Below are 20,145 nucleotides of genomic sequence, written 5' to 3' on the forward strand. Positions count from 1 at the left end.
AAACTTTTACCAAATGAAATATCTGATTGCCGGGCTGGGAAATATTGGCCCGGAATATGCTTTTACCAGACACAATGCAGGCTTTATGGTGCTGGACAGACTGGCAGCGCAGAACGATTTCAAATTTAGTTTTGAGAAGCTGGCTTTTGTTGCGGAGTGGAAATACAAGGGGCGGCAGATCTATTTTATCAAGCCCACTACCTATATGAACCTGAGCGGGAAGGCTTTAAGGTATTACATGGACCAATACAAAGTCAGTGCAGAAAATACGCTCGTAATCGTGGATGAACTGCAACTGCCCTTTGGAACATTGCGCATTAAGCCAAAAGGGAGTCACGGCGGGCACAATGGTTTAAAGAACATCGAAGAACTGCTGAGTACGTCGGAATATCCCCGGCTTCGTTTTGGTATCGGGAATAATTTTCCACGCGGACGGCAAGTAGATTACGTCTTAAAGCCTTTTTCCACGGAGGAAATGTCTGAACTTCCTGTCTATCTGGACAAGGCTGGTGACATGGTAATCACTTTTTGTACTTTGGGGATACATTCTGCAATGAATAATTATAACCAATGATTGTACTTTTTAAAGAAAATATAATTATTTCAAGATGATTAAATGTTTGGCTAAATCTATTAATTGCCAAATATTGTAAATTCTAATAGTTCAAAAATAGCATAATATTGGCATTAATTGCATTAATTAAATATTTCATTCCAAATATAATTCTGTTTAGTGAAGTTTCGATTCTTTGTAGTTTCAAAATTATCTATGATATTTGTATCACAGTTAGCGGAAATAAGAATTGAATTAAACCATGACGCTAATAAAAATTGTTTTATATTTGTGTAGATAAGACAATTATTTCAGCTGAGTTGCCGTATAAGCTGACAAAAGGGCCATAACGGCAGCTGAGAGAGGGTTAAGGCCGCAGTGCTGGTGGAGTTGAAAGGATAGAAGCTAAGGCGCAGGATTAATCGCTCAAAAAGGGAGTAATATTTACAATGTCATTACTTTAAGTATTCAGCCTGGTTAGCATGAAATTAATAAATTTCAATCACCTGGCGAAAAAGATATAAAAGAAAAGAAAAGGTTAAGGGTTTAGGAATAGTCAGTATAAAGCCATCTCAATGAGGTGGCTTTATCTTTTTATAGGCTCCGCCCAAATGTCTACACGCCGGTTCGAACGCTTTCCGGTCTCCGAGCGGTTTACCCTGTTGGGCTGCGCTGATCCGTACCCGTTCCCCTCGATCCGGTCAGCCGGGATGCCCTTGGTCAATAAATAGGTCTTGACCGTTTCAACACGCCTGTTGGACAACTCGAGGTTTTTTTCAAAGTTGCCGGTATTATCTGTATGTCCTTTCAATACAATTTTTAAGGCCGGATGTTTTTGAAAGTAAGTTATCATCGAATCCAGGTCGGTAACAGCCTTACCTTCAAGCTCTTCGGTGCTTTGATTAAAATACAAAGTAGTTAGCGGTGACGAATAGGTTTCCGGAGACAGGCTGATCAGCGATTTGACTTCCTCGTAGCGATTGGTGGTTTTAACGCTGATACTCCGTGATTGAAAACCGTCGGCCCGGGCGGATATTTTATAAGACTCATAAGGCGTCAGCTCAAAATTATAAACCCCCTGAACTGTTTTTGTCTGCGCGACCAGGGAATCATTGTCGGATTTACGAACCATCACTTCGGCATCATTTACCGGAGCCAGATCTCGGCCATCATAAACTTTACCGGTTACCAGTGCCAGATTTTTATTCCTTTTCAGTTCCTCTGTTGCCGGTTCCTCCACCGGTGGATCTTCTTTTTCCTTTTTGGCGACTGGCTCCTTGAAATTTTTGCTGATGGTCTGATAACTCCTGCGGACAAAAACGGGCGTCATCACACGGTCATAGACTCGAATGAGGGCAATAGAGCCCGCGCTTGCTTCATGTCCGGCTACCAGGTCATCCTGGAAAAGATTGAGTACCTGATCATTATCGAGCATTCCCTCTGTGCCCGGATCCTTGAATTCAAGTTTCGATTGGCCATTGATGTACATCTTGATCACCTTTGTTTCAAAGTCGCGTGAATAAACGTAATGCACATACTGGTTGGCACGAACAGGCGCTTTTTCGCCTATTGCATAGTCGTAGAAATTGAGCTTTCCGTCATAGATATAACTGCCGTAATCGCTTTTTCTGTTTTTAAAATCAAGAACGCGCTTCCAGCTGTCAAGCTCATTCATTTTAAAATAGATCTCAACCGTAAAGCTTTTGCTTAAAAAACCTTTTGCTTCCAGGTTGTTAAACTGTAAACCGCTATTACTTTCAAATTGGTAAATCGTCCTGTTGAGATAGTCGGACCCCGGAATTTTTTCTTTGATATACTGACCAGGCTGGCCGAGTACTTTGAGGGCCGGCCCGCCGGTTTCGATGGGGTTCAACCCATTATTAAAGTCGTAAGTCCATTGATTTTGGGAAAATGCAGGAATGTTCGCAAGTGATAGAAGAATAGCCAGGAACAATACATTTTTTTGAATACGCATGCCCAAAAATATGAAAAGTGCAGGCGGAAGCCGAGAAGCATCACTTATTTTTGACCCATAATTTCCTTTGTGTGTGAAAAATATTAGTATTGGTATCCTCTTTTCCATTTTATGGTCTTCGGCTTCCGTAGCGACTAAGTTTGGTGTGCAATCGGCCCCGCCGCTGATATTGGCAAACGTCCGGTTTTTTATCGCTGGTATCTTACTGCTCGCTTTTTCCTATTTATTTAACAAAAATTCATCTTATCGCTTGCCGACTAAGGGTGAATGGCTGCAATTAAGCCTTTTCGGCTTTTTAAATACAACGCTTTATCTGGGCCTCTACGTGTATGCCATGAAATATACTGCCGCCGGGATCGGCAGCCTTGCTGTTTCAACCAACCCGCTGATTATCGTATTATTATCGTCCTGGTGGCTAAAACGACGGCCGCAACGCGATGAATGGCTGGGTATCTTACTTGGCATGGCCGGTATCGGGATAGCGACATACCCGCTTCTGGCCGACAGCTATACTACTCCGGAAGGTATTACCATATTGTTGATCAGTATGATAGCCGTTTCAGCCGCCAGTGTTTATTATGCGTCGATAAAATGGGAGCTTCCGAATTTACTGATAAACGGTTGGCAGGTTTTCCTTGGCGGGGTGTTCCTCTTGCCCGCTACCATTTTGTTCAGCGAATTTTCGGAAACCCGGCTTGACGGCACATTCTGGGGTTCGGTGTTATGGCTGAGCCTGGCAGTGTCCATCATTGGGTTGATCTGCTGGTTTCATCTCCTGCGGCTCGATGCAGTGAAGGCGGCGTTGTGGCTTTTCTTATGTCCCCTTTTCGGGTTTTTCTTTGCGTGGTGGTTAATGGACGAGCCTGTTACCATTTATACAATCCTAGGGACATGCTTGGTGCTTGCCGGCCTCTATGCAGGCCAGAGATCAAAGTTGACCGGAAAAAACAAGAGTTAATCTTCGATCAGAATTTCACCTTTGAGGTATAATCTTGCCTGCCCGCCAATGTGAACGCGGTCTCCGTCAAGCTCACATTTCAGAAAGCCGCCCCGTTTCGACAACTGTTTTGCAGTCAGACTGTTCTTAGAGAGCTTTTCGGCCCAATAGGGGATCAATGTAGTATGAGCTGAACCAGTCACCGGATCTTCGTCAATGCCGGATTGAGGTGCAAAAAATCGGGAAACGAAGTCGACATCATTGCCGGCGGCGGTTATAATAATGCCCCTTGCCGGAATTGTGGACAGGACTATGATATCAAAGTCAAGATTCTGAACTACTTCTTCCGATTCCACGACTACCAGGTAATCTGTTTTTCCTTTATAAACTTCCACCAATGTAGTGGTATTGAGGCTTTCCACCAGGGCCGGAGGCGGAACTGCGATGTGGTACTGATCTACCGGAAAGTTGAGTGTGAGCCAATCCTCCTTACAATCTACCCGAAGTTCTCCGCTTCTTGAATCAAACACGATCGAATTGCCTTCGTAATTCTGAATATTGAAAATCACATAGGCAGCTGCTAACGTGGCATGTCCGCAAAGATCAACCTCGACAGTCGGGGTGAACCATCTGATATGGAATCCGGCTTCGGTAGGAACGTAAAATGCGGTTTCTGCCAAATTGTTTTCTGCGGCGATATTCAGCATTGTTTCATCCGGAAGCCATTGGTCCAGCGGCACGATGGCCGCAGGGTTTCCTCCAAAAAGTTTATCTGTGAAAGCGTCTATTTGATATAAGGAAAGTTTCATGTAATATCGGTCAGTTAGCAATACAAGGTATTAAAAATATCTCCCACCGCCTGAATGTGCCGGAGGAAATTTTTAATATAATTTATTAGAATGATATAAAATTAATATGTGCCCGAAACGGTTATCTCTTCTTATTTTTCATCCGGAGATAGACCCCGTTTGTCCAGCCAAAGCCCTCTTGTATCTCGTATTCGCCGCCGCCAGCCAGCAGATTTGTATCTGAAACGTTATATTTTTCAAGCATTCTACCAGAGTGCCTGAATTCTTTCTCGATCAAACCCAGCCACTCTGCCGACAGTTCATTGGCTGTTCTGTGAAAATTGTAATTCCTCAAACCTTTATAGGCAATCCATTGCAGCGGCGCCCAGCCATTTGGTGCGTCCCACTGCTGTCCCGTTTTGACTGTGGTTGTCAGCAATCCGCCGGATTTCAGGAAATTAAGCCGGATATATGCCCTTACATAGTGCGAATTCGACTTTGACGCCAATTTAAAAAACAATGGAAACGTGCCGGCAAGAGTAACGGCTTTCTTGAAATTTTGTTTTTTGAAATCGTAGTCCATGTAGTAATTTTTTTCCGGATCCCAGAAATAACGCTGTATCGCCATGCGGCGCCGGGCAGCTTTTTCGAGATACACGCTTTGCAGGGTCATATCCCCGGCAAGCAGATAGGCTTCGGACAGTGTTTGCTCCAAGTGGTACATCAGGCAGTTCAGGTCCACCGGCAGAATATCGGTCGTATGGATCGTGGCAAAATCAGTTTCATCTTCAAACCACCGGCTGCTGAAATCCCAGCCCGATTCTGCCGCTGCCCTGATATGCCTGTACAGCGAGTCGTGAGAAGTGCCGAATTTCTCATTGGCATGCGCGGCCAGTTCCACATCCTCCCGGAAAGATTCCGGCCTCGGCGTGGCCTTGTCATCCCAGTATCGGTTCAATTGCACGCCTTCCGGCAAATTCACAAGCCTGCGGTGCGCGGTGAAAGGCTCGTTTGTGCTACCAGATTCCATCCAGTAGTCATATTCTTTTTGCATTTGCGGTAAATACCGTTTAAGTATTTTCTTCCCTTCCATTTCACTGAACAGCCTTACCATCAGCGAAAAGAACGGAGGCTGCGAGCGCGTTAAGTAGTAAGTCCGGTTTGCAGTAGGAATGTAGCCGAAGCTGTCGATCAGGTAAGCAAAATTATTTATCATGCTCTCTACGAGATCAGTGCGGCCATTTTCTTTCAATCCAAGTAGCGTGAAATAGCTGTCCCAGTAATAAATTTCCCTGAAACGCCCGCCAGGGACAACATAGGCATAGGGAAGCGGGATGAGCGACCCCCCACGTTCCTGGTTTTCCGGCTGGCGGGTAAGTACCGGCCAGAGCTTTCTGACATGGTCGGAAACCGACATACTGGTGTCCGCTTTGAAAGTAGAAGCAATGTGCGACGGAATTCTGAAACAGCGCCTTACGAATTGTTCAATATCAAAATCGTCGGCGAGTTTTTCGTGATGATACCGCTCGATGATCAATACAGGATCTTCCAGCGGAATAGCGTCTGCAAAGGTTTTAGAATCCGTGAAAATATGGCTATTCTGCACATCCCGGAAAAAGGTGCCGTACAGGTCCTCAGGGGAAATATGCGACTGTCCGTAAGTGTAAGCGGGAGCAATGAATCCGTACAATAGAACTGACTTTAAAGGGTTAATGTGCTAATATCGAGCTACCTGGTTGTTGTTTAGCCCCGATCGCATTCCATTCGTCTGTAAAAATGCAACGACTGAATATAGCCTTTTGTTCCGCCAGAGCTCATAAATGTCCGGGCGGCGGGAAACAGAATTTCCTACTTTATTTGCATTTTCAGGCATCCCCGCTTAATATTGTAACATCAAGTCAATTGCTTCTCATAACAGCGATTGATTTATAAAGAAGAGGCGAGAGAATGGGCTCTACGAACCTCTGGCAACCTGCTACCACAATGGAGAAAGGTGCTAATTCCCACCTAATTTATTAGGAGATATAAAATCAATTCGCGTGTACTTACAGTTAGAAATTTCCGTAAGCCGAATGGCTTTATTCTCGCACCTGCAACTGAAAGTTATTTTTCAGATGTATCAGTCACTTCTGTTTTCGATTTGAAAACAGGCACTGACGTCAACATTTTATATTTAAATGTGCTTTGGCACCTATGCAGTCGGAACAAAAAACATTCAAGCATCCCTATCCCTATTCCCTCGAAATGGGCGGAGAGCTCGCTGGTTTTGAGCTATCATACACCACTTACGGAACCATTGACCCGGAAAAGAACAATATCATCTGGATCTGTCACGCACTTACCGGAAGCTCCAATGCGGCTGAATGGTGGGACGGGCTGGTAGGAGAAGGTAAATATTTCGATCCGGCAAAACATTTTATCGTTTGCGTCAACGTGCTGGGGTCTGCCTACGGTTCAACTGGTCCACTATCCGTCAATCCAAAAACCGGCAATGCTTACTATCGTGACTTTCCGGTGATTACGGTGAGGGATGTTGTCGGCGCGATGGACTTACTGCGGCAGGAAATGGGTATCAGGCGAATTAAAATCTGCATCGGCGGCTCGCTGGGCGGCCAGCAGGCGCTGGAATGGGCGGTGGAAGTGCCTGACCTTTTTGAAGAACTCGTACTGATCGCCTCCAATGCATTGCATTCGCCCTGGGGAATTGCATTCAACGAATCACAGCGAATGGCGATCCAGGCGGACCCTACTTTTGAAGATAATCACCCGGAAGCGGGTGCAATGGGCATGCGGGCTGCACGATCCATTGCATTGCTTTCATACCGTAATTACGATACCTATAATTTCACGCAGGCAAGGGATAACCCCGATCAGATCGACGATTTCAGGGCTTCTTCTTACCAGCAATACCAGGGAGATAAGTTCGTGAAACGCTTTAATGCGTATTCCTATTGGGTACTATCCAAGATTATGGATTCGCACAATGTAGGCAGGAACCGTGGTGGAATCGTGCATGCATTGGGCTTGGTAAAAGCGAAAACACTGGTGCTGGGGATCAAGTCCGATCTACTTTTTCCACTTTCTGAACAACAGTTTCTGGCCCGCCATATTCCCGACGCAGTTTTTCAGGAAATCGATTCGCTTTACGGGCACGACGGTTTTTTGATCGAATACAAACAGCTCACCCAGGTGATCAGAGTTTGGCAGGAAACGAACGGACAGTTGGAAATGGCTAAGATAGGCTAGCCATTTCCAACCGGATGAATTGCTTATTTTTTAGAAATGCTTAGCAGCAATTCCGGCTCGTTTGTAGTGATAAAATCCACATTCTTTTCCAGAAACGATTTCAGCATTGCTTCGTCATTTACTGTCCACACGTTCGTGGTCAGTTTTTTGGCTTTCATGGCAGGAATGTAATCTTCATTCTTTTTGTACACATTGAAATGATAGTCAATACCGTCTAAGCCGGCGGCAGCGATTTCGTCAGGCGTTTTATCTCCGTTCAGGTACTCCACGTGCGCTTTCGGCGCCAGCTCTTTCACTTTTTTGCAAACATCAAAATCGAATGCGATGTAATCGGTGATGTCTTCAACTTTTAGCTTTTTGACCATTTCCACACATTTCGTCGCCAGTGCCAGTGATCTTTCCTTTCCCATTGAAGAAGTTTTGATTTCCAGGATCAGCCTGGTTTTCTTCTGTTTCGCTCCTGCTTTCAAATAAGCTTCCAGCGTCGGCAGCGACTCGCCGTTTTCAAGCTTAATCTTGGACAGCTCGCTTGCATTGGTCTTTTCAATATGCGTACCCTTGATAGAATGATCGTGCAGCACGAAAATCACCGAATCGGCCGACATATGCACATCGAATTCGCTGCCATAGCAACCGAGCTTGATCGCATGTTCCAACGCACCGATAGAATTCTCAGTAGCTCCGGTATTCTTCCACGCGCCGCGGTGGGCGATCACTTTGTTCTTATTTTGTGACATACCTTCAAAAGTGGTAAGGCTCAAAAGGCCCACTGCGAGTAAAGCAAATACTTTTTTCATTTTAAAAATTTGGACTGAATTAAAAATACCGAAAACTCCGGTCACTTTTTAAACGACGACAGAGGCGAAAATTACTCTTTGTATTGCTAAGCAATATTAGCACAATATTAATTTTCCGAGCCCGGAATATGATGTTTCGAAACTGTGATCACAACCTGCTTGGAAGTCGGCGTATTACTTTTGTCGGCTACGCTGTCGATCGGCACCAGCACATTCGTTTCGGGGAAATAGGTTGCCGCACAGCCTTTGGGAATAGGATAAGCAACTACCAGGAACTTATGCGCAATGCGTTTCACGCCGCCAAAATCATTGTGCAGATCAACCAGACTCCCGTTCTGCAAACCCCGGTCTGCTATATCTGCTTCATTCATCAGAATTACCCGCCGCTCGTTATAAATGCCGCGATAACGGTCATTGAGACCATAAATCGTCGTATTGAACTGGTCGTGGCTACGGATCGTCATCATCGTTAACTCATCTTTTTCCAACTGGTTGACCGGAATTTCGGCGACATTGAATCGGGCTTTTTGAGACGAAGTATCAAATTTCCCTTCACGGTTACAGTTCGGTAGGTAAAATCCCGCAGGCTGCCGGACACGTTCGTTATACTTCTCAAATCCGGGAATAGTACGCTCAATATCTGCCCTGATCACATCGTAATTATCAATATACATTTGCCAATTGATCTGGCTGCGTTTCCCCAATGTCGCCTGCGCGAGTCTGCAAACGATCTCCGGCTCGCTCAATAGCATATCCGAAACCGGCGGCAAAACTCCTTTTGACATTTGTACTACCCCCATTGAATTTTCGCAGGAAATAAACTGGTTTTCACCACTTCGCATATCCATATCGCTCCGGCCGAGACAAGGCAGTATCAGCGCTTCTTCCCCGTGCACAAGGTGGCTCCGGTTCAGTTTTGTTGAAACGTGTACTGTCAGCCTGCATTTACTTAATGCTTCGGCGGTATATCTGGTGTCGGGAGTAGCTGAAAGGAAATTCCCGCCCATTGCGAAGAATACACCAACCTTTCCTTCGTGCATTGCTTTAATCGAATCAACCACATCATATCCATGTTTCCTGGGTGGAGAAAATTGGAAGTTTCGTTCGATGGAATTGAGGAGTTGATCTGTGGGTTTTTCGAAAATACCCATTGTCCGGTCTCCCTGAACATTACTATGGCCCCGCACAGGACAGGTTCCTGCGCCAGGCTTGCCGATACTGCCTTTCAATAACAATAAATTGGCTATTTCCTTAATGGTATCCACTGCATTTTTGTGCTGGGTAAGCCCCATGGCCCAGCAAACGATGATTTTGCTTTTAGTAGCCAGCAAACGTGCCGTTTCCTGAATTTGCGTAAAAGGGACCCCGCATTGCCATGCCAGTTCTTCCGCGCTGAATGCTTTCAGGTGCGTGACAAATGCTTCGTAACCTTCTGTATTATGCCTGATGAAGTCCTGATCGAAAACTGCGCCGGGATTACTATCTTCTTCTTTTAAAAGCAGTGACTCAATCGCTTTCAATAGCGCCAGGTCCCCGTTAATTTTAATTTGAAGGAAAATATCGGTCAGCGAAGCATTAATGCCCAGTACCCCTTCCATTCTTTGCGGGTTGTTAAAACCCATCAACCCCGTCTCCGGCAGTGGATTAATGGAAACGATCGTCGCTCCGTTGGATTTCGCTTTCTGTAATGCGGTGAGCATGCGGGGATGATTCGTGCCCGGATTCTGTCCGAGTATCATAATCACTTCCGCTTTGTAAAAATCGTCCAGCGTTACAGATCCCTTCCCGATCCCCAGCGATTCGCCCAATGCAACGCCGCTGCTTTCGTGGCACATATTGCTGCAATCAGGCAGGTTGTTTGTGCCAAATTCGCGTACAAAAAGCTGATATAGAAAAGCCGCTTCGTTACTGGTTCTGCCCGAGGTGTAAAACACAGCTTCATCAGGCGAAGAGAGCCGGTTAAGCTCCGATGCGATTTTTGAAAAAGCAGCTTTCCATGTAATAGGTTGATAATGCGTGCCGCCTGCCGGTAAAACCATCGGCTGCGCAATCCTGCCCTTGCCGCCAATTTCATAATCAGAGAGCCTCCCGAGCTCCAATACCGAATTTTGAGAAAAAAAATCGGGAGTCAGTTTTTTCTGGGTAGCTTCCTCAGCCACGGCCCTTGCGCCGTTTTCACAATATTCTGCCACGCCCGAGCGCTCGTCGTCCGGATCCGGCCAGGCGCAGCTCGGACAGTCAAAGCCGCCTTTTTTATTCAGGTTAAATAACGCCTTCATTCCGCGCTGCATACCGGCTTCTTTGACGATTTTCTCAAAGCTGGAAACAACCGCCGGAATACCCGCCGCTACTTTTTTGATCTTGCCTTTTTTTAGGCCGGTCAGCTTGTCCGGATTCTCTGAGCCTGGAATGGAAATCGGCGATTCAGCCATAATCAGCAGGTTTGGTTCGGGTTTTCGTAGTTGTCAGACTGGTCTTCCGCATCATTGTCCAAACATTTGAAATCTTTTTCTACTAACAGATATAACGTTTCCTGCTCGCCGACAAATATGTCCGAATCGATTCCAATCACATTATTATCCGGCCAGTCTTGCGCGAACGACTCAGGAATAAATATGGTAATGTGCTGATTTTCAAAAGAAGCCGAGAGCTTTTCGATGGCCGGCTGACTTTTGATCGCATACGCCAGCTCGCCTTGTGGAAAAGCAGTTCGTTCTTCCAGGTAACCCGTGCCGGCCAGCTGTGCTACATCTGTTTTTGACAAACGATACCGCACTTTATTTTTTTGAATTCTAATTTTCATAAACCTGTAATCCGGTGATAGCCGGTGTAAACATTAAATCTATCGTTTTTTAAAAATCCTACCAGCGTCAAATGATGCGCTTCGGCCAGCTTCACGGCCAGGCTGGAAGGCGCTCCTATTGCCGCAACGAGCTCGATGCCAGCCATTAATGCCTTTTGAATCAGTTCAAAACTTGCCCTGCCACTCAGTAAAAGTATCTTGCCTGCAAGCGGCAACTGATCCGCCAGCAATGCGGCACCGATCAGTTTATCCAAAGCATTATGCCTGCCCACATCTTCACAAAGATGAAGCAAAGTGCCTTCGTGAGCAAAAAGTGAAGCTGCATGCAACCCGCCCGTTTCTTCAAAAATATTTTGTTGTCCCGACAGTCGCGCACCGAGTGTAAAGAGTAATTCCCTGTTTACGTGAAGTGTATTTGGAAGATTGAAGGGCAAAACGGTTGTAATCGCATCAATGCTCGTTTTTCCACACACACCGCAACTGGAAGTCGTATAAAAATTCCTTTCGGAAGTATGCAAATTTGGGCTGCAGGAATCGGAAAGTGTAACCAGTACCAGATTTTCTTCAAATACCGACGATTCAATTTTTTTTATGTCATTGATGGACTGGATTATTCCTTCCGTGAACAAAAAACCTGCGGCGAGTTCGCGGTCGTTTCCGGGCGTTCGCATGGTAACCGAAATAGTTTTCCAATGCGCTCTGCCAGATTCCTGATATGCAATCCGGATTTCCAATGGTTCTTCCACAGCAAGAAAGTCCCCCGTTTCGGAAGTTGTCGCCGCGTTTACTTTTGTAATCCGGCATGAAACCACAGAAGCTGGCTGCGTTTTAACCATTGTATTTTTGTTTTAAAAACTCAGTAACCCTGGCAGAGTCTTCCGGCGTATCTACCGACTGCATTACGGTTTCATCTTTCGGAATATATTTATCCGCATTTGCATTCCGCAGAAAAGACTGTAAAGACAAATCACCTGACTTAAAATGCCTGAAAAGATCCAAACCTGTTTTCGAGGAGTACCAGCTCAGCAAAGGTTCATACTTTTCATGCTTGTTGTAAAAGGCAGCAGCAACAGAATCTTCCTGAATTGAATCGTAAAAAAGTGAAATGTCAGTCTTAGCTAAAAGCGGATAATCGCAGCCAATAAATAGAAAATCGTTTTCAGGAAAAGTATGAAATGCGGTAAGCAATGCGCCAATCGGGCCGATGTTGGAGAATTGAGGCAGGTCGATCAGCTTTTGATACTCCGTTTCGATTCTTCCAATTTGTGCTGCATTGCAGGAAATGACCGTCTCGTTGCATAAGCCGGAAAGTAAATCGGCTACATGTTCATATTGAGGCTTTTCAAAATAAACAAGCTGACTTTTGTCCGTCCCCATTCTGGAACTCTCGCCTCCGCAAACCACTATTCCGATCAGTCCCATGCAGGCAGTCTATTAATTTTTAATGCAGATTTTGGCAGAGAATCGACTTGAAACTATCGGTCAATTATGTGTAACTTCCTTTATGGAAAAGGGAGATGTTAAGATTATTAATAAAAAACCGATTTATCCGGTCAGTCCCGAATTGCGGAAATACCTGCGTTTTTATCAGCGGGACGCCCGTTTACCGGTAAGTTACCACGATTTGCTCAGTTTTTATGAATCCTTTCCGGTAACTGACAAAAATGGAAAGGACACTTTGTGGGAGAGTCCGCTATATCCCTCACATGAACTTGAAAGGCTGCATACAGGTTTGAAAAAGGTTTATGCAATGTTGAAAGCTTCCGGAAATCTGCGCATTGTGGAGCATAAGTATATTGACCGTATTGACTATTGCAAATTCGGAAATTCCAATCCTTTCCGGGTGAAAATTGTGAACCGGCTGAATGATATTTACGATTATTTCTATGTCAAAAAAGCAGATGCTTCGCGGATATATGGTTTGGAGCTGGAAGAAATATTTTCGCCAAACCAGGTTAACTACCTGGTTGATGGTGAGACACTTATTGAAGAACACATTGCCGGAATTCCGGGGGACGAATTTGCCAAAACCCGCTTGCGGCACACGGATTATAACCCGATCCGCATTGCGAAGGAGTTCGTAAAATTTAACGAACGCTGCACCATTACGCTGCTGGGCGATATGCGGGCATACAATTTCGTCATGCAGATTACGCCCGATTTCGACGACTTTCAGTTTCGGCTGAGAGCGATTGATTTCGATCAGCAGTTTTACGAGGGCAACCTGAAAGTTTACATGCCACAGTTCTTCAAGGAAAACCTGCCTTATGTAGAACTGGCGATGGAATATCTGACGGACAAAACAGTGTTGCAATATCAGCAGGAAGAACAGTCCTCCATTATGTACCAGGCGAGAAGCGAGCGGCACCGGCTGAGGGAGCTGCGCGATGTTTCGATCAAGGATAATATCTCAACAGTAGACAACATTCATCAGCTGCGAGAAGGACTAGCCAGGCATTTCAAAGACAACCATTACCAGCATTGCGAAAGTATGACGGAGATTATTGAGCTGAATATCAAGAATATAATCCGGCAGGTGATTTTGTAAAATGTCGGTCTTCCGGTTAAATCCCAAGTATTGCCTACCTTTGCGGAACAAACCGGGCAGGAACATCTGTTCGGTTGTTTCAAAATCAAACCAAATCGGAAGGCATTCAACCTTCGGCAGATTACTACAATGAGCAAACACGGACGGATTCTTGTCGCCATGAGTGGCGGCATCGACAGCTCTCTCGCAGCTGTTATGTTACACGAACAAGGTTACGAGGTCATCGGAATGACCATGAAAACCTGGGACTACGCCAGCAGTGGCGGGACCAAAAAAGAGACCGGTTGCTGTTCCCTCGATTCTATCAATGATGCCCGCAATATCGCCGTTGAGCTCGGATTCCCACATTATATCCTGGATATCCGTGCCGAGTTCGGCGATTACGTGATCGACCATTTCACAGGCGAATACCTCGAAGGCCGCACACCAAACCCGTGTGTGCTATGCAATACTCACATTAAATGGGATGCTTTGCTTCGCCGCGCCGATAGGCTGGATTGCGAATTCATCGCGACCGGGCATTATGCCAATATGCAGTTCAATGACGGAAGATATTATGTCTCCAAAGGAATAGACAGTTGGAAAGACCAGAGTTATGTGCTTTGGGGCGTGTCACAGGAAAGTCTAGCTCGCACAAAATTGCCGCTGGGCTATTTGCATAAAAGCGAAATCAGAGAAATGGCCAAAGAGCGGGGTTTTATCGACCTCGTCAACAAATCGGAGAGCTATGAAATATGTTTCGTGCCGGACAATGATTATCGTGGATTTTTAAAAAGAAGGATTCCAGGTCTGGAAGCAGAAGTGGCTGGCGGGAATTTTGTTTTTGAAGACGGTACTATTGTCGGAAAGCATGAAGGGTATCCGTTTTATACAGTGGGTCAGAGAAAAGGACTCGGCATTGCGCTCGGCAAGCCAGCATTTGTAACGGAGATTAGAAAAGAAACCAATGAAGTGGTTTTGGGAGACTTGCCGGACCTATTTCGTGATGGAATGTATGTGGGCAAACTAAATCTTCAAAAATATGCTTCACTTAAAAAACCTTTAGAAACTGTCACCAAAGTAAGATACAAACACGACGGGACGCCGGCACTAATCGAACAGATTGAACCTGATAAAATAGTTGCGCGCTTTCACGATGGCGTAAACGGTATCGCGCCAGGACAGGCTGCGGTCTTTTATGAAGGTGACGATGTGGTGGGCGGCGGCTGGATATTGAAGAGTTTCCGTCAGTAATGAAAATGCCCTGAGAAATCAGGGCATTTTCATTCAAGATATTGTTCAGGACTTACAACACTTGTATTGCCCATTTAATCGAATTGCCTTCCTGCTCTTTGGTAATCACATATAATTGATCGCCTTTAGAATTTACGAACACAAACTGCGGGTCAAGTGTCGGGGTACCGGTTGCTCCCTTTTTAACCGGGATATTCCTGAGATAATCCAGATTGGTCGCATTGTAAACGTAAATATAAGGTAAATTGGGCCTTCCCTTATCCAGCGAATCGGTTGAAATGGCAAACAAACGATTTGTAATCGCAGAATGGTCCAGCGAGGAAATCCTTTTCATCTTGTTTACAGTGTTGGTAATTGTATCCAATGCGATCGTCCCATTGTATATCATATCTTCTTCTTGATTATCAGCCAGTTTCATGACCGTCTGCCCTTTCAGAAAAACCCTTTTACCATCCTCCGAAAACCACAGATCGCCTTCAACCGGGTAAGTGCCGTGATACTTAGAGTCGTAGAGCAGAGTAGCTGTACCTTGTTGTACATCAAACTTTTCAATATCCGAAGGTCCTAAAAAATTGTCGGTGACATAAAGGTATTTACCGGAGGGGTGAAGCCTCCCTTTTGATCCTGCGTAAATCGAAGCATATTGGGATAATGTCTCTTTTCCGTTGGCCAGGTCGATACAATGGATACTTGCCCATTGGTCTCTTTTAGGAAACACGTACGCCCATTTGTTATCACCTAAAACAATATCCAATGCTTCGCAGCCAACGTCATAGGTACTGATCACTTTCCTCGTATTTAAATCTATATACGAGAGATGCGCATCAAATCCGACTACTGCAAAATTGCCGTCGCTTGATAGGGAGACGCTCATTGGAGCATAATCCAGCATTACTTTTTCTGTACTGTTTTGCGCAGGATTCAGAATATTGAGCTGGCTGGGATTGGTAGAAACGTACACAAGAATGTCCTTCTTTTTGGAATACTCGGCATCTGTAATCGCCATATCGCGTGGCAAAATAACTTCACCTTCGGGAAGCACCTCAGTATTTTTCTTGCGGCAGCCGCCGAACAAGAGTACACACAAGCCAAGAAAAAGAATGGATTGTAAAAATAAACGCATAAAAGAATAGAGGAGTAATTGTTAGGGGCACTTAGTTAGATCTTCCCAATCCGCTGCCGCACAGCCTCATATAATACAATCGAGCTGGCAACTGATACGTTCAGCGATTCAACCTGGCCGATGAGAGGGATCTTTGCGCCGCTGTCGGCTAAATGGATGAATTCCTTTGAAATGCCATCTTCTTCTGAACCCATGATAATGACCGTAGGAATTGAGAAATCAATATCATAGACTGATTTTTCAGTTTTCTCAGTACAGGCGACAATCTGTAAGCCGCTGTTTCTGAGGTATAACAGCGTTTCGTATAAATTAGGCTCCCGGCAGACTGGCAGGAAGTTTAATGCACCGGAAGAGGTTTTCATCGCATCTGCATTGATCTGCGCGCCGCCTTTGGTGGGTACGATTAACGCCTGGACACCTGCACATTCCGCAGTTCTGGCAATTGCGCCGAAGTTTCGAACGTCGGTAATGCGGTCCAAAAGCAGGAGCAGCGGTGTTTTTCCATCTTCATAAACCTGCGTGAGCACATTGTGCAGCGGCATGTATTGGATCTGGGAAACGAATGCGATCGCGCCCTGGTGATTTTTGCGGGTTATCCTATTCAGTTTTTCAATAGGTACCCGCTGAAAAGGAACGCCCGTTTCTTTGGCGAGCTTTTCAATTTCTGAAAAACCGAGTTCCCTTTGCAGGAATAATCTTTCAATCTCTTTTCCCGAACGGAGAGTTTCTAATACTGACTGTGTCCCGAAGACCATATCGGCCGTGGACTGTTTTGGGGCGGGTTTTCTTACCGTATACTGCCGTTTCTCCATGCTTCGACTACAGGATACCAGATGGGCTGGTATTCGGCGTACCGGACCAGTTCATAATGATCATCCACAAATTGGTTGTTTTTTCTGTTAAATGTAAAATTGACGTTCTGGGCATTGCCGCGCTGGTCGTAACTCCAAACTTCGCGGTCTTTGCTCCTCTGAACTTTATCAGGTGGCCCTAACACGATGTAAATCATGCCTTTATCGGTTTTCCATCCCTCTTTATATGTTGTAAACAGCTGATTGGCTTCCTCCACCTGGCTATAAAACGACCGGATCGACTGTTGCGCCAACGGCGCATTCCCGTTCATCAGCGTCAGCCAGTATTTGTCAAGCGCCTTCTTATAATCCTCTGCTTTTTTAATCTCGTTAATCTCCGTATTTGTACTCATATAAAGCAGCGGGCCAAGTAAAAGTTGTGGCCTCGTAACCTTTGGAAAACGCTCATTTACAACCAATAAACCTAATCCTTCTGCCTGAGTAGTGTCGGAAAAGATATTGTACAAACCCTCTTTTTCAAATTTCAAGGGCTGATCCGACTGGATTGTAAAGGTACTGTCTACTTCCAGCGATTTATTTATACCCTTATTGGCGATATTCATCGGAGAGCCGGCAGGTTCAAAATCGTGGTTATAGTAAAAAACATGCAGCTGCTGCTGATCTCCCGGGGACAGCTTTTTTATTACAACCGACTCATTCGAATTGATGTAATGCCGTTGCAATGGCTGCGTGCTACTGGACGTATAAACGCCGTAAGTTTGATTGATATCCAGTTTTTTGAATCGGATAGTCAGATCATTCAATACCTTCTCCAATGTACCTGTCTGGCTGATCTCGCTCAAAAGTACGCCGTAATCACGGTTCGGGCTTTTCAGGTCATAAGAAACCACAATCTTCTGACCTGACGTTGATACATTCGAAGAGTCAAGTTTTACATTACCGTAACCCAAACGTTCCCTTGTTCCATAGTCGGAATAAATGACATAGTTGAGATTGTAGGTTTTGATAAAATCAGCCGGTGTTATCGGGTTTTTACCTTTGTACGCATCGACGTATAAATAGACGCGGGTTTGCGTGGTGTCCTTTAAAATGTATTTGCTCTGGATGGCAATGAGAGAGGGCTCTTCGCTGACCAGGGGGGCGGCCTCCTGAGTGGACGTAGACCTGACCTGTGCCTCCGGCAATTGCTTGACAGATTTGTTGGATGACGCGCAACCGGCGAGAGCAGCTACCGTCAATATATGGGCCAAAACGTTAAAACTTGTTCTCATGTGTTTTCTTCAACCTTTGTCAAATAACGAAGGAACCCGCAAAATTACCCAATAAAACGGCAATAAAATTTTCATTGGCCGCTGCCGGGATTCCTGGTCGCGTTTTTGATCTGGTTTTCGATCGTATCCCACTGATCACCAGTGACTTCTCCGAGGAAATTAAATTGTCCGGCAGAGAGCACTTCGCCACCATCGAGTGTGATTACTTCACCAGTCATATATGCTGAAAAATCTGACATGAGATAGGCAGCCAAATTAGCCAGTTCCTGATGATCGCCGACGCGTTTGAGGGGGATTCTGTTCTCGAATGCAAATTTTTCTGAAAGCTCTTTGGGGAATAATCTGTCCCAGGCACCCTTGGTTGGGAACGGACCCGGCGCGATCGCATTCAGGCGGATACCGTGGCTGGCCCATTCAAATGCAAGCGACCTGGTCATCGCCAGTACACCCGCTTTCGCCATCGCAGACGGAACCACCCAGCCGGAACCTGTCCACGCATATGTCGTTGAAATGCTTAGTACCGTTCCTTTGATCTGTTTTTCAATCCAATATTTACCTAATGCTAATGTAAAATAGTAGGAGCCGCGCAACACAATATCCACCACCACATCTACTGCCTTGTAAGAGAGCCGCTCAGTCGGACTGATGAAATTTCCGGCCGAATTATTGACCAAGCCATCCACCTGACCAAACTTTTCAATTGCTTTGCTGATCACATTCTCGATCTGTTCAGGCTTTCTGACATCACAGGGAACATATAAGATATTTTCGCCTGAACTCGCTTTCAGCTCCTCGACAGTGCTTTTCAATACATCCTCTTTCCGGCTGCATATCACCACATTGGCGCCTAATTTTAAAAAATATCCAGCCATCGATTTGCCCAATCCCGTCCCGCCGCCGGTTACTATGATCGTCTTATTCGCGAGCGAGCCTTCGCGGAGCATTCCTTCCGTGTTTGACATAGTACCAGACTTTGGGTGAAGAATTTGTTATTGTTGCGCAAGCAAATAAAGCACGGCCATTCTCACTGCTACTCCGTTTTCCACCTGATTCAGTATGATGGAGTGGTGGGAATCGGCGGCGTCGGAAGATAATTCCACGCCTCTGTTGATCGGGCCGGGGTGCATCAGTACGATTTCCTTGTTCAGGTCGTCGAGCATTTGTTTATTTATTCCAAAATAAAGCGAATATTCCCTGAGGGAGGGGAAGTACTTGATCTGCTGTCTTTCCAGCTGGATACGAAGCACATTTGCTACATCACACCATTCCAGCGCTTCTTTTACATTGTGACCAATTTTTACGCCCAATTCGCCTAAATGTTTAGGTATCAGTGTGGAAGGCCCACAAACCATTACTTCGGCACCCAGCTTTTGAAGGCAGAATATATTGGATAAAGCTACCCTGGAATGCGTAATATCGCCGATGATCGCAATCTTCTTCCCTTGCAGATCCCCCAATTTCTCGCGCATTGAAAAGGCATCCAGAAGCGCCTGGGTAGGGTGCTCATGCGTGCCGTCGCCAGCATTAACAACATTTGCAGGTATGCGGGTGGACAGGTAATGCGGCGCTCCCGGGCTGCTGTGGCGCATCACGATCATATCCACTTTCATGGCCAGGATGTTGTTCACCGTATCCAGCAGGGTTTCACCTTTTTTGACTGAACTGCCGGATGCTGAAAAATTGACTACGTCAGCTGAAAGCCGCTTTTCTGCAAGCTCAAAAGACAATCGGGTTCTGGTGGAATTTTCGAAGAAAACGTTGGCGATAGTAATATCTCTCAGGGAAGGTACTTTCTTGATGGGCCGGTTGATGACATCCTTGAATTCAGTCGCTGTATCTAAAATCGTCTGGATGTCGTTCTCGTTCAGGTTTTTAATTCCAAGTAAATGCCGGACCGAAAGTTTTGTCATTGTGAATTGTCAATGAAAGTTTCGCAAAGATAGCAAGGAAGCTGGCATTGAGAAAAAACTGACCGCAATTCTGGTACTCAAGAAAATTTCAAAAATGTCATTCAGGATCTTTGAACGCTTAACTTTACCGGCAAGTGTAGTTTTAATAA

The 20,145-nt window shown here is 45.4% G+C and carries 18 protein-coding genes and 1 riboswitch; of the genes, 5 read left to right on the top strand and 13 right to left on the bottom strand.

Features of this window, described 5'->3' with window-relative positions:
• The first annotated feature begins 13 nt into the window (after positions 1-13).
• Positions 14-574, top strand: a complete 561-nt coding sequence (gene pth / locus FXO21_RS16730; protein WP_149641148.1) for an aminoacyl-tRNA hydrolase — start codon at positions 14-16, stop codon at positions 572-574.
• Positions 575-1,139: 565 nt separating this feature from the next.
• Here pth and FXO21_RS16735 read toward each other — a convergent pair.
• A complete protein-coding gene (locus FXO21_RS16735; RefSeq protein WP_149641149.1) occupies positions 1,140-2,528 on the bottom strand; it encodes an OmpA family protein in 1,389 nt (462 codons plus the stop codon).
• A gap of 73 nt (positions 2,529-2,601) precedes the next feature.
• On the opposite strand from FXO21_RS16735, the gene FXO21_RS16740 reads away from it, so the two are divergent.
• A complete protein-coding gene (locus FXO21_RS16740) occupies positions 2,602-3,486 on the top strand; it encodes a DMT family transporter (RefSeq protein WP_149641150.1) in 885 nt (294 codons plus the stop codon).
• Here the strand turns inward: FXO21_RS16740 and FXO21_RS16745 are convergent.
• Both FXO21_RS16745 and treA read right to left on the bottom strand, forming a co-directional pair.
• Positions 3,483-4,274: a PhzF family phenazine biosynthesis protein gene (locus FXO21_RS16745; protein ID WP_149641151.1), complete on the bottom strand. Its 792-nt coding sequence runs from the start codon at positions 4,272-4,274 to the stop codon at positions 3,483-3,485. The genes FXO21_RS16740 and FXO21_RS16745 overlap by 4 nt on opposite strands.
• A 121-nt stretch (positions 4,275-4,395) precedes the next feature.
• Positions 4,396-5,943: an alpha,alpha-trehalase TreA gene (gene treA, locus FXO21_RS16750; protein ID WP_149641152.1), complete on the bottom strand. Its 1,548-nt coding sequence runs from the start codon at positions 5,941-5,943 to the stop codon at positions 4,396-4,398.
• Between the two features lie 233 nt (positions 5,944-6,176).
• Positions 6,177-6,284: riboswitch (SAM riboswitch) on the top strand.
• A 162-nt stretch (positions 6,285-6,446) separates the two neighbouring features.
• On the opposite strand from treA, the gene FXO21_RS16755 reads away from it, so the two are divergent.
• Positions 6,447-7,499, top strand: coding sequence for a homoserine O-acetyltransferase family protein (locus FXO21_RS16755; protein ID WP_149641153.1), 1,053 nt, complete (start codon positions 6,447-6,449; stop codon positions 7,497-7,499).
• 23 nt (positions 7,500-7,522) lie between these two features.
• Here the strand turns inward: FXO21_RS16755 and FXO21_RS16760 are convergent, their stop codons facing one another.
• From FXO21_RS16760 to mobA, 5 genes are all read right to left on the bottom strand, one after another.
• Entirely contained in the window at positions 7,523-8,296 is a 774-nt protein-coding gene (locus FXO21_RS16760) for a glycerophosphodiester phosphodiesterase (RefSeq protein ID WP_149641154.1), read from the bottom strand.
• Between the two features lie 107 nt (positions 8,297-8,403).
• The gene (locus tag FXO21_RS16765; RefSeq protein WP_149641155.1) at positions 8,404-10,728 is read right to left on the bottom strand and encodes an FdhF/YdeP family oxidoreductase; all 2,325 of its coding nucleotides are present in this window, start codon (positions 10,726-10,728) and stop codon (positions 8,404-8,406) included.
• A 2-nt stretch (positions 10,729-10,730) separates the two neighbouring features.
• Positions 10,731-11,099: a DUF7009 family protein gene (locus tag FXO21_RS16770; protein WP_149641156.1), complete on the bottom strand. Its 369-nt coding sequence runs from the start codon at positions 11,097-11,099 to the stop codon at positions 10,731-10,733.
• Entirely contained in the window at positions 11,096-11,935 is an 840-nt protein-coding gene (fdhD, locus tag FXO21_RS16775) for a formate dehydrogenase accessory sulfurtransferase FdhD (protein ID WP_149641157.1), read from the bottom strand. Before fdhD ends, FXO21_RS16770 begins: the two co-directional genes overlap by 4 nt.
• Positions 11,928-12,521 (bottom strand): molybdenum cofactor guanylyltransferase, encoded by a 594-nt coding sequence (gene mobA, locus FXO21_RS16780; protein WP_149641158.1) that lies wholly within the window; start codon positions 12,519-12,521, stop codon positions 11,928-11,930. Before mobA ends, fdhD begins: the two co-directional genes overlap by 8 nt.
• Before the next feature lie 82 nt (positions 12,522-12,603).
• On the opposite strand from mobA, the gene FXO21_RS16785 reads away from it, so the two are divergent.
• Positions 12,604-13,647, top strand: coding sequence for a hypothetical protein (locus tag FXO21_RS16785; RefSeq protein WP_149641159.1), 1,044 nt, complete (start codon positions 12,604-12,606; stop codon positions 13,645-13,647).
• A gap of 129 nt (positions 13,648-13,776) precedes the next feature.
• Positions 13,777-14,880 (top strand): tRNA 2-thiouridine(34) synthase MnmA, encoded by a 1,104-nt coding sequence (gene mnmA, locus FXO21_RS16790; RefSeq protein ID WP_149641160.1) that lies wholly within the window; start codon positions 13,777-13,779, stop codon positions 14,878-14,880.
• 52 nt (positions 14,881-14,932) lie between these two features.
• On the opposite strand, the gene FXO21_RS16795 is transcribed toward mnmA, so the two are convergent.
• The 5 genes from FXO21_RS16795 to FXO21_RS16815 form a co-directional block, all read right to left on the bottom strand.
• Positions 14,933-16,003 carry a YncE family protein gene (locus FXO21_RS16795; protein ID WP_149641161.1) on the bottom strand — a complete coding sequence of 357 codons (1,071 nt, stop codon included), beginning with the start codon at positions 16,001-16,003 and terminating at the stop codon, positions 14,933-14,935.
• A gap of 35 nt (positions 16,004-16,038) precedes the next feature.
• Positions 16,039-16,815, bottom strand: coding sequence for a 23S rRNA (guanosine(2251)-2'-O)-methyltransferase RlmB (gene rlmB, locus FXO21_RS16800; RefSeq protein ID WP_149641162.1), 777 nt, complete (start codon positions 16,813-16,815; stop codon positions 16,039-16,041).
• Positions 16,791-18,086, bottom strand: a complete 1,296-nt coding sequence (locus tag FXO21_RS16805) for a GWxTD domain-containing protein (protein WP_149641163.1) — start codon at positions 18,084-18,086, stop codon at positions 16,791-16,793. The genes rlmB and FXO21_RS16805 overlap by 25 nt, the downstream gene beginning before the upstream one ends.
• 71 nt (positions 18,087-18,157) lie before the next feature.
• On the bottom strand, positions 18,158-19,048 hold the full coding sequence (locus tag FXO21_RS16810) for an SDR family oxidoreductase (protein WP_149641164.1): 891 nt from the start codon (positions 19,046-19,048) through the stop codon (positions 18,158-18,160).
• A gap of 27 nt (positions 19,049-19,075) precedes the next feature.
• Positions 19,076-19,996, bottom strand: coding sequence for an aspartate carbamoyltransferase catalytic subunit (locus FXO21_RS16815; protein WP_149641165.1), 921 nt, complete (start codon positions 19,994-19,996; stop codon positions 19,076-19,078).
• Between the last annotated feature and the right edge of the window lie 149 nt (positions 19,997-20,145).

The organism is Dyadobacter sp. UC 10 (assembly GCF_008369915.1).
Taxonomy (GTDB): Bacteria; Bacteroidota; Bacteroidia; order Cytophagales; family Spirosomataceae; genus Dyadobacter.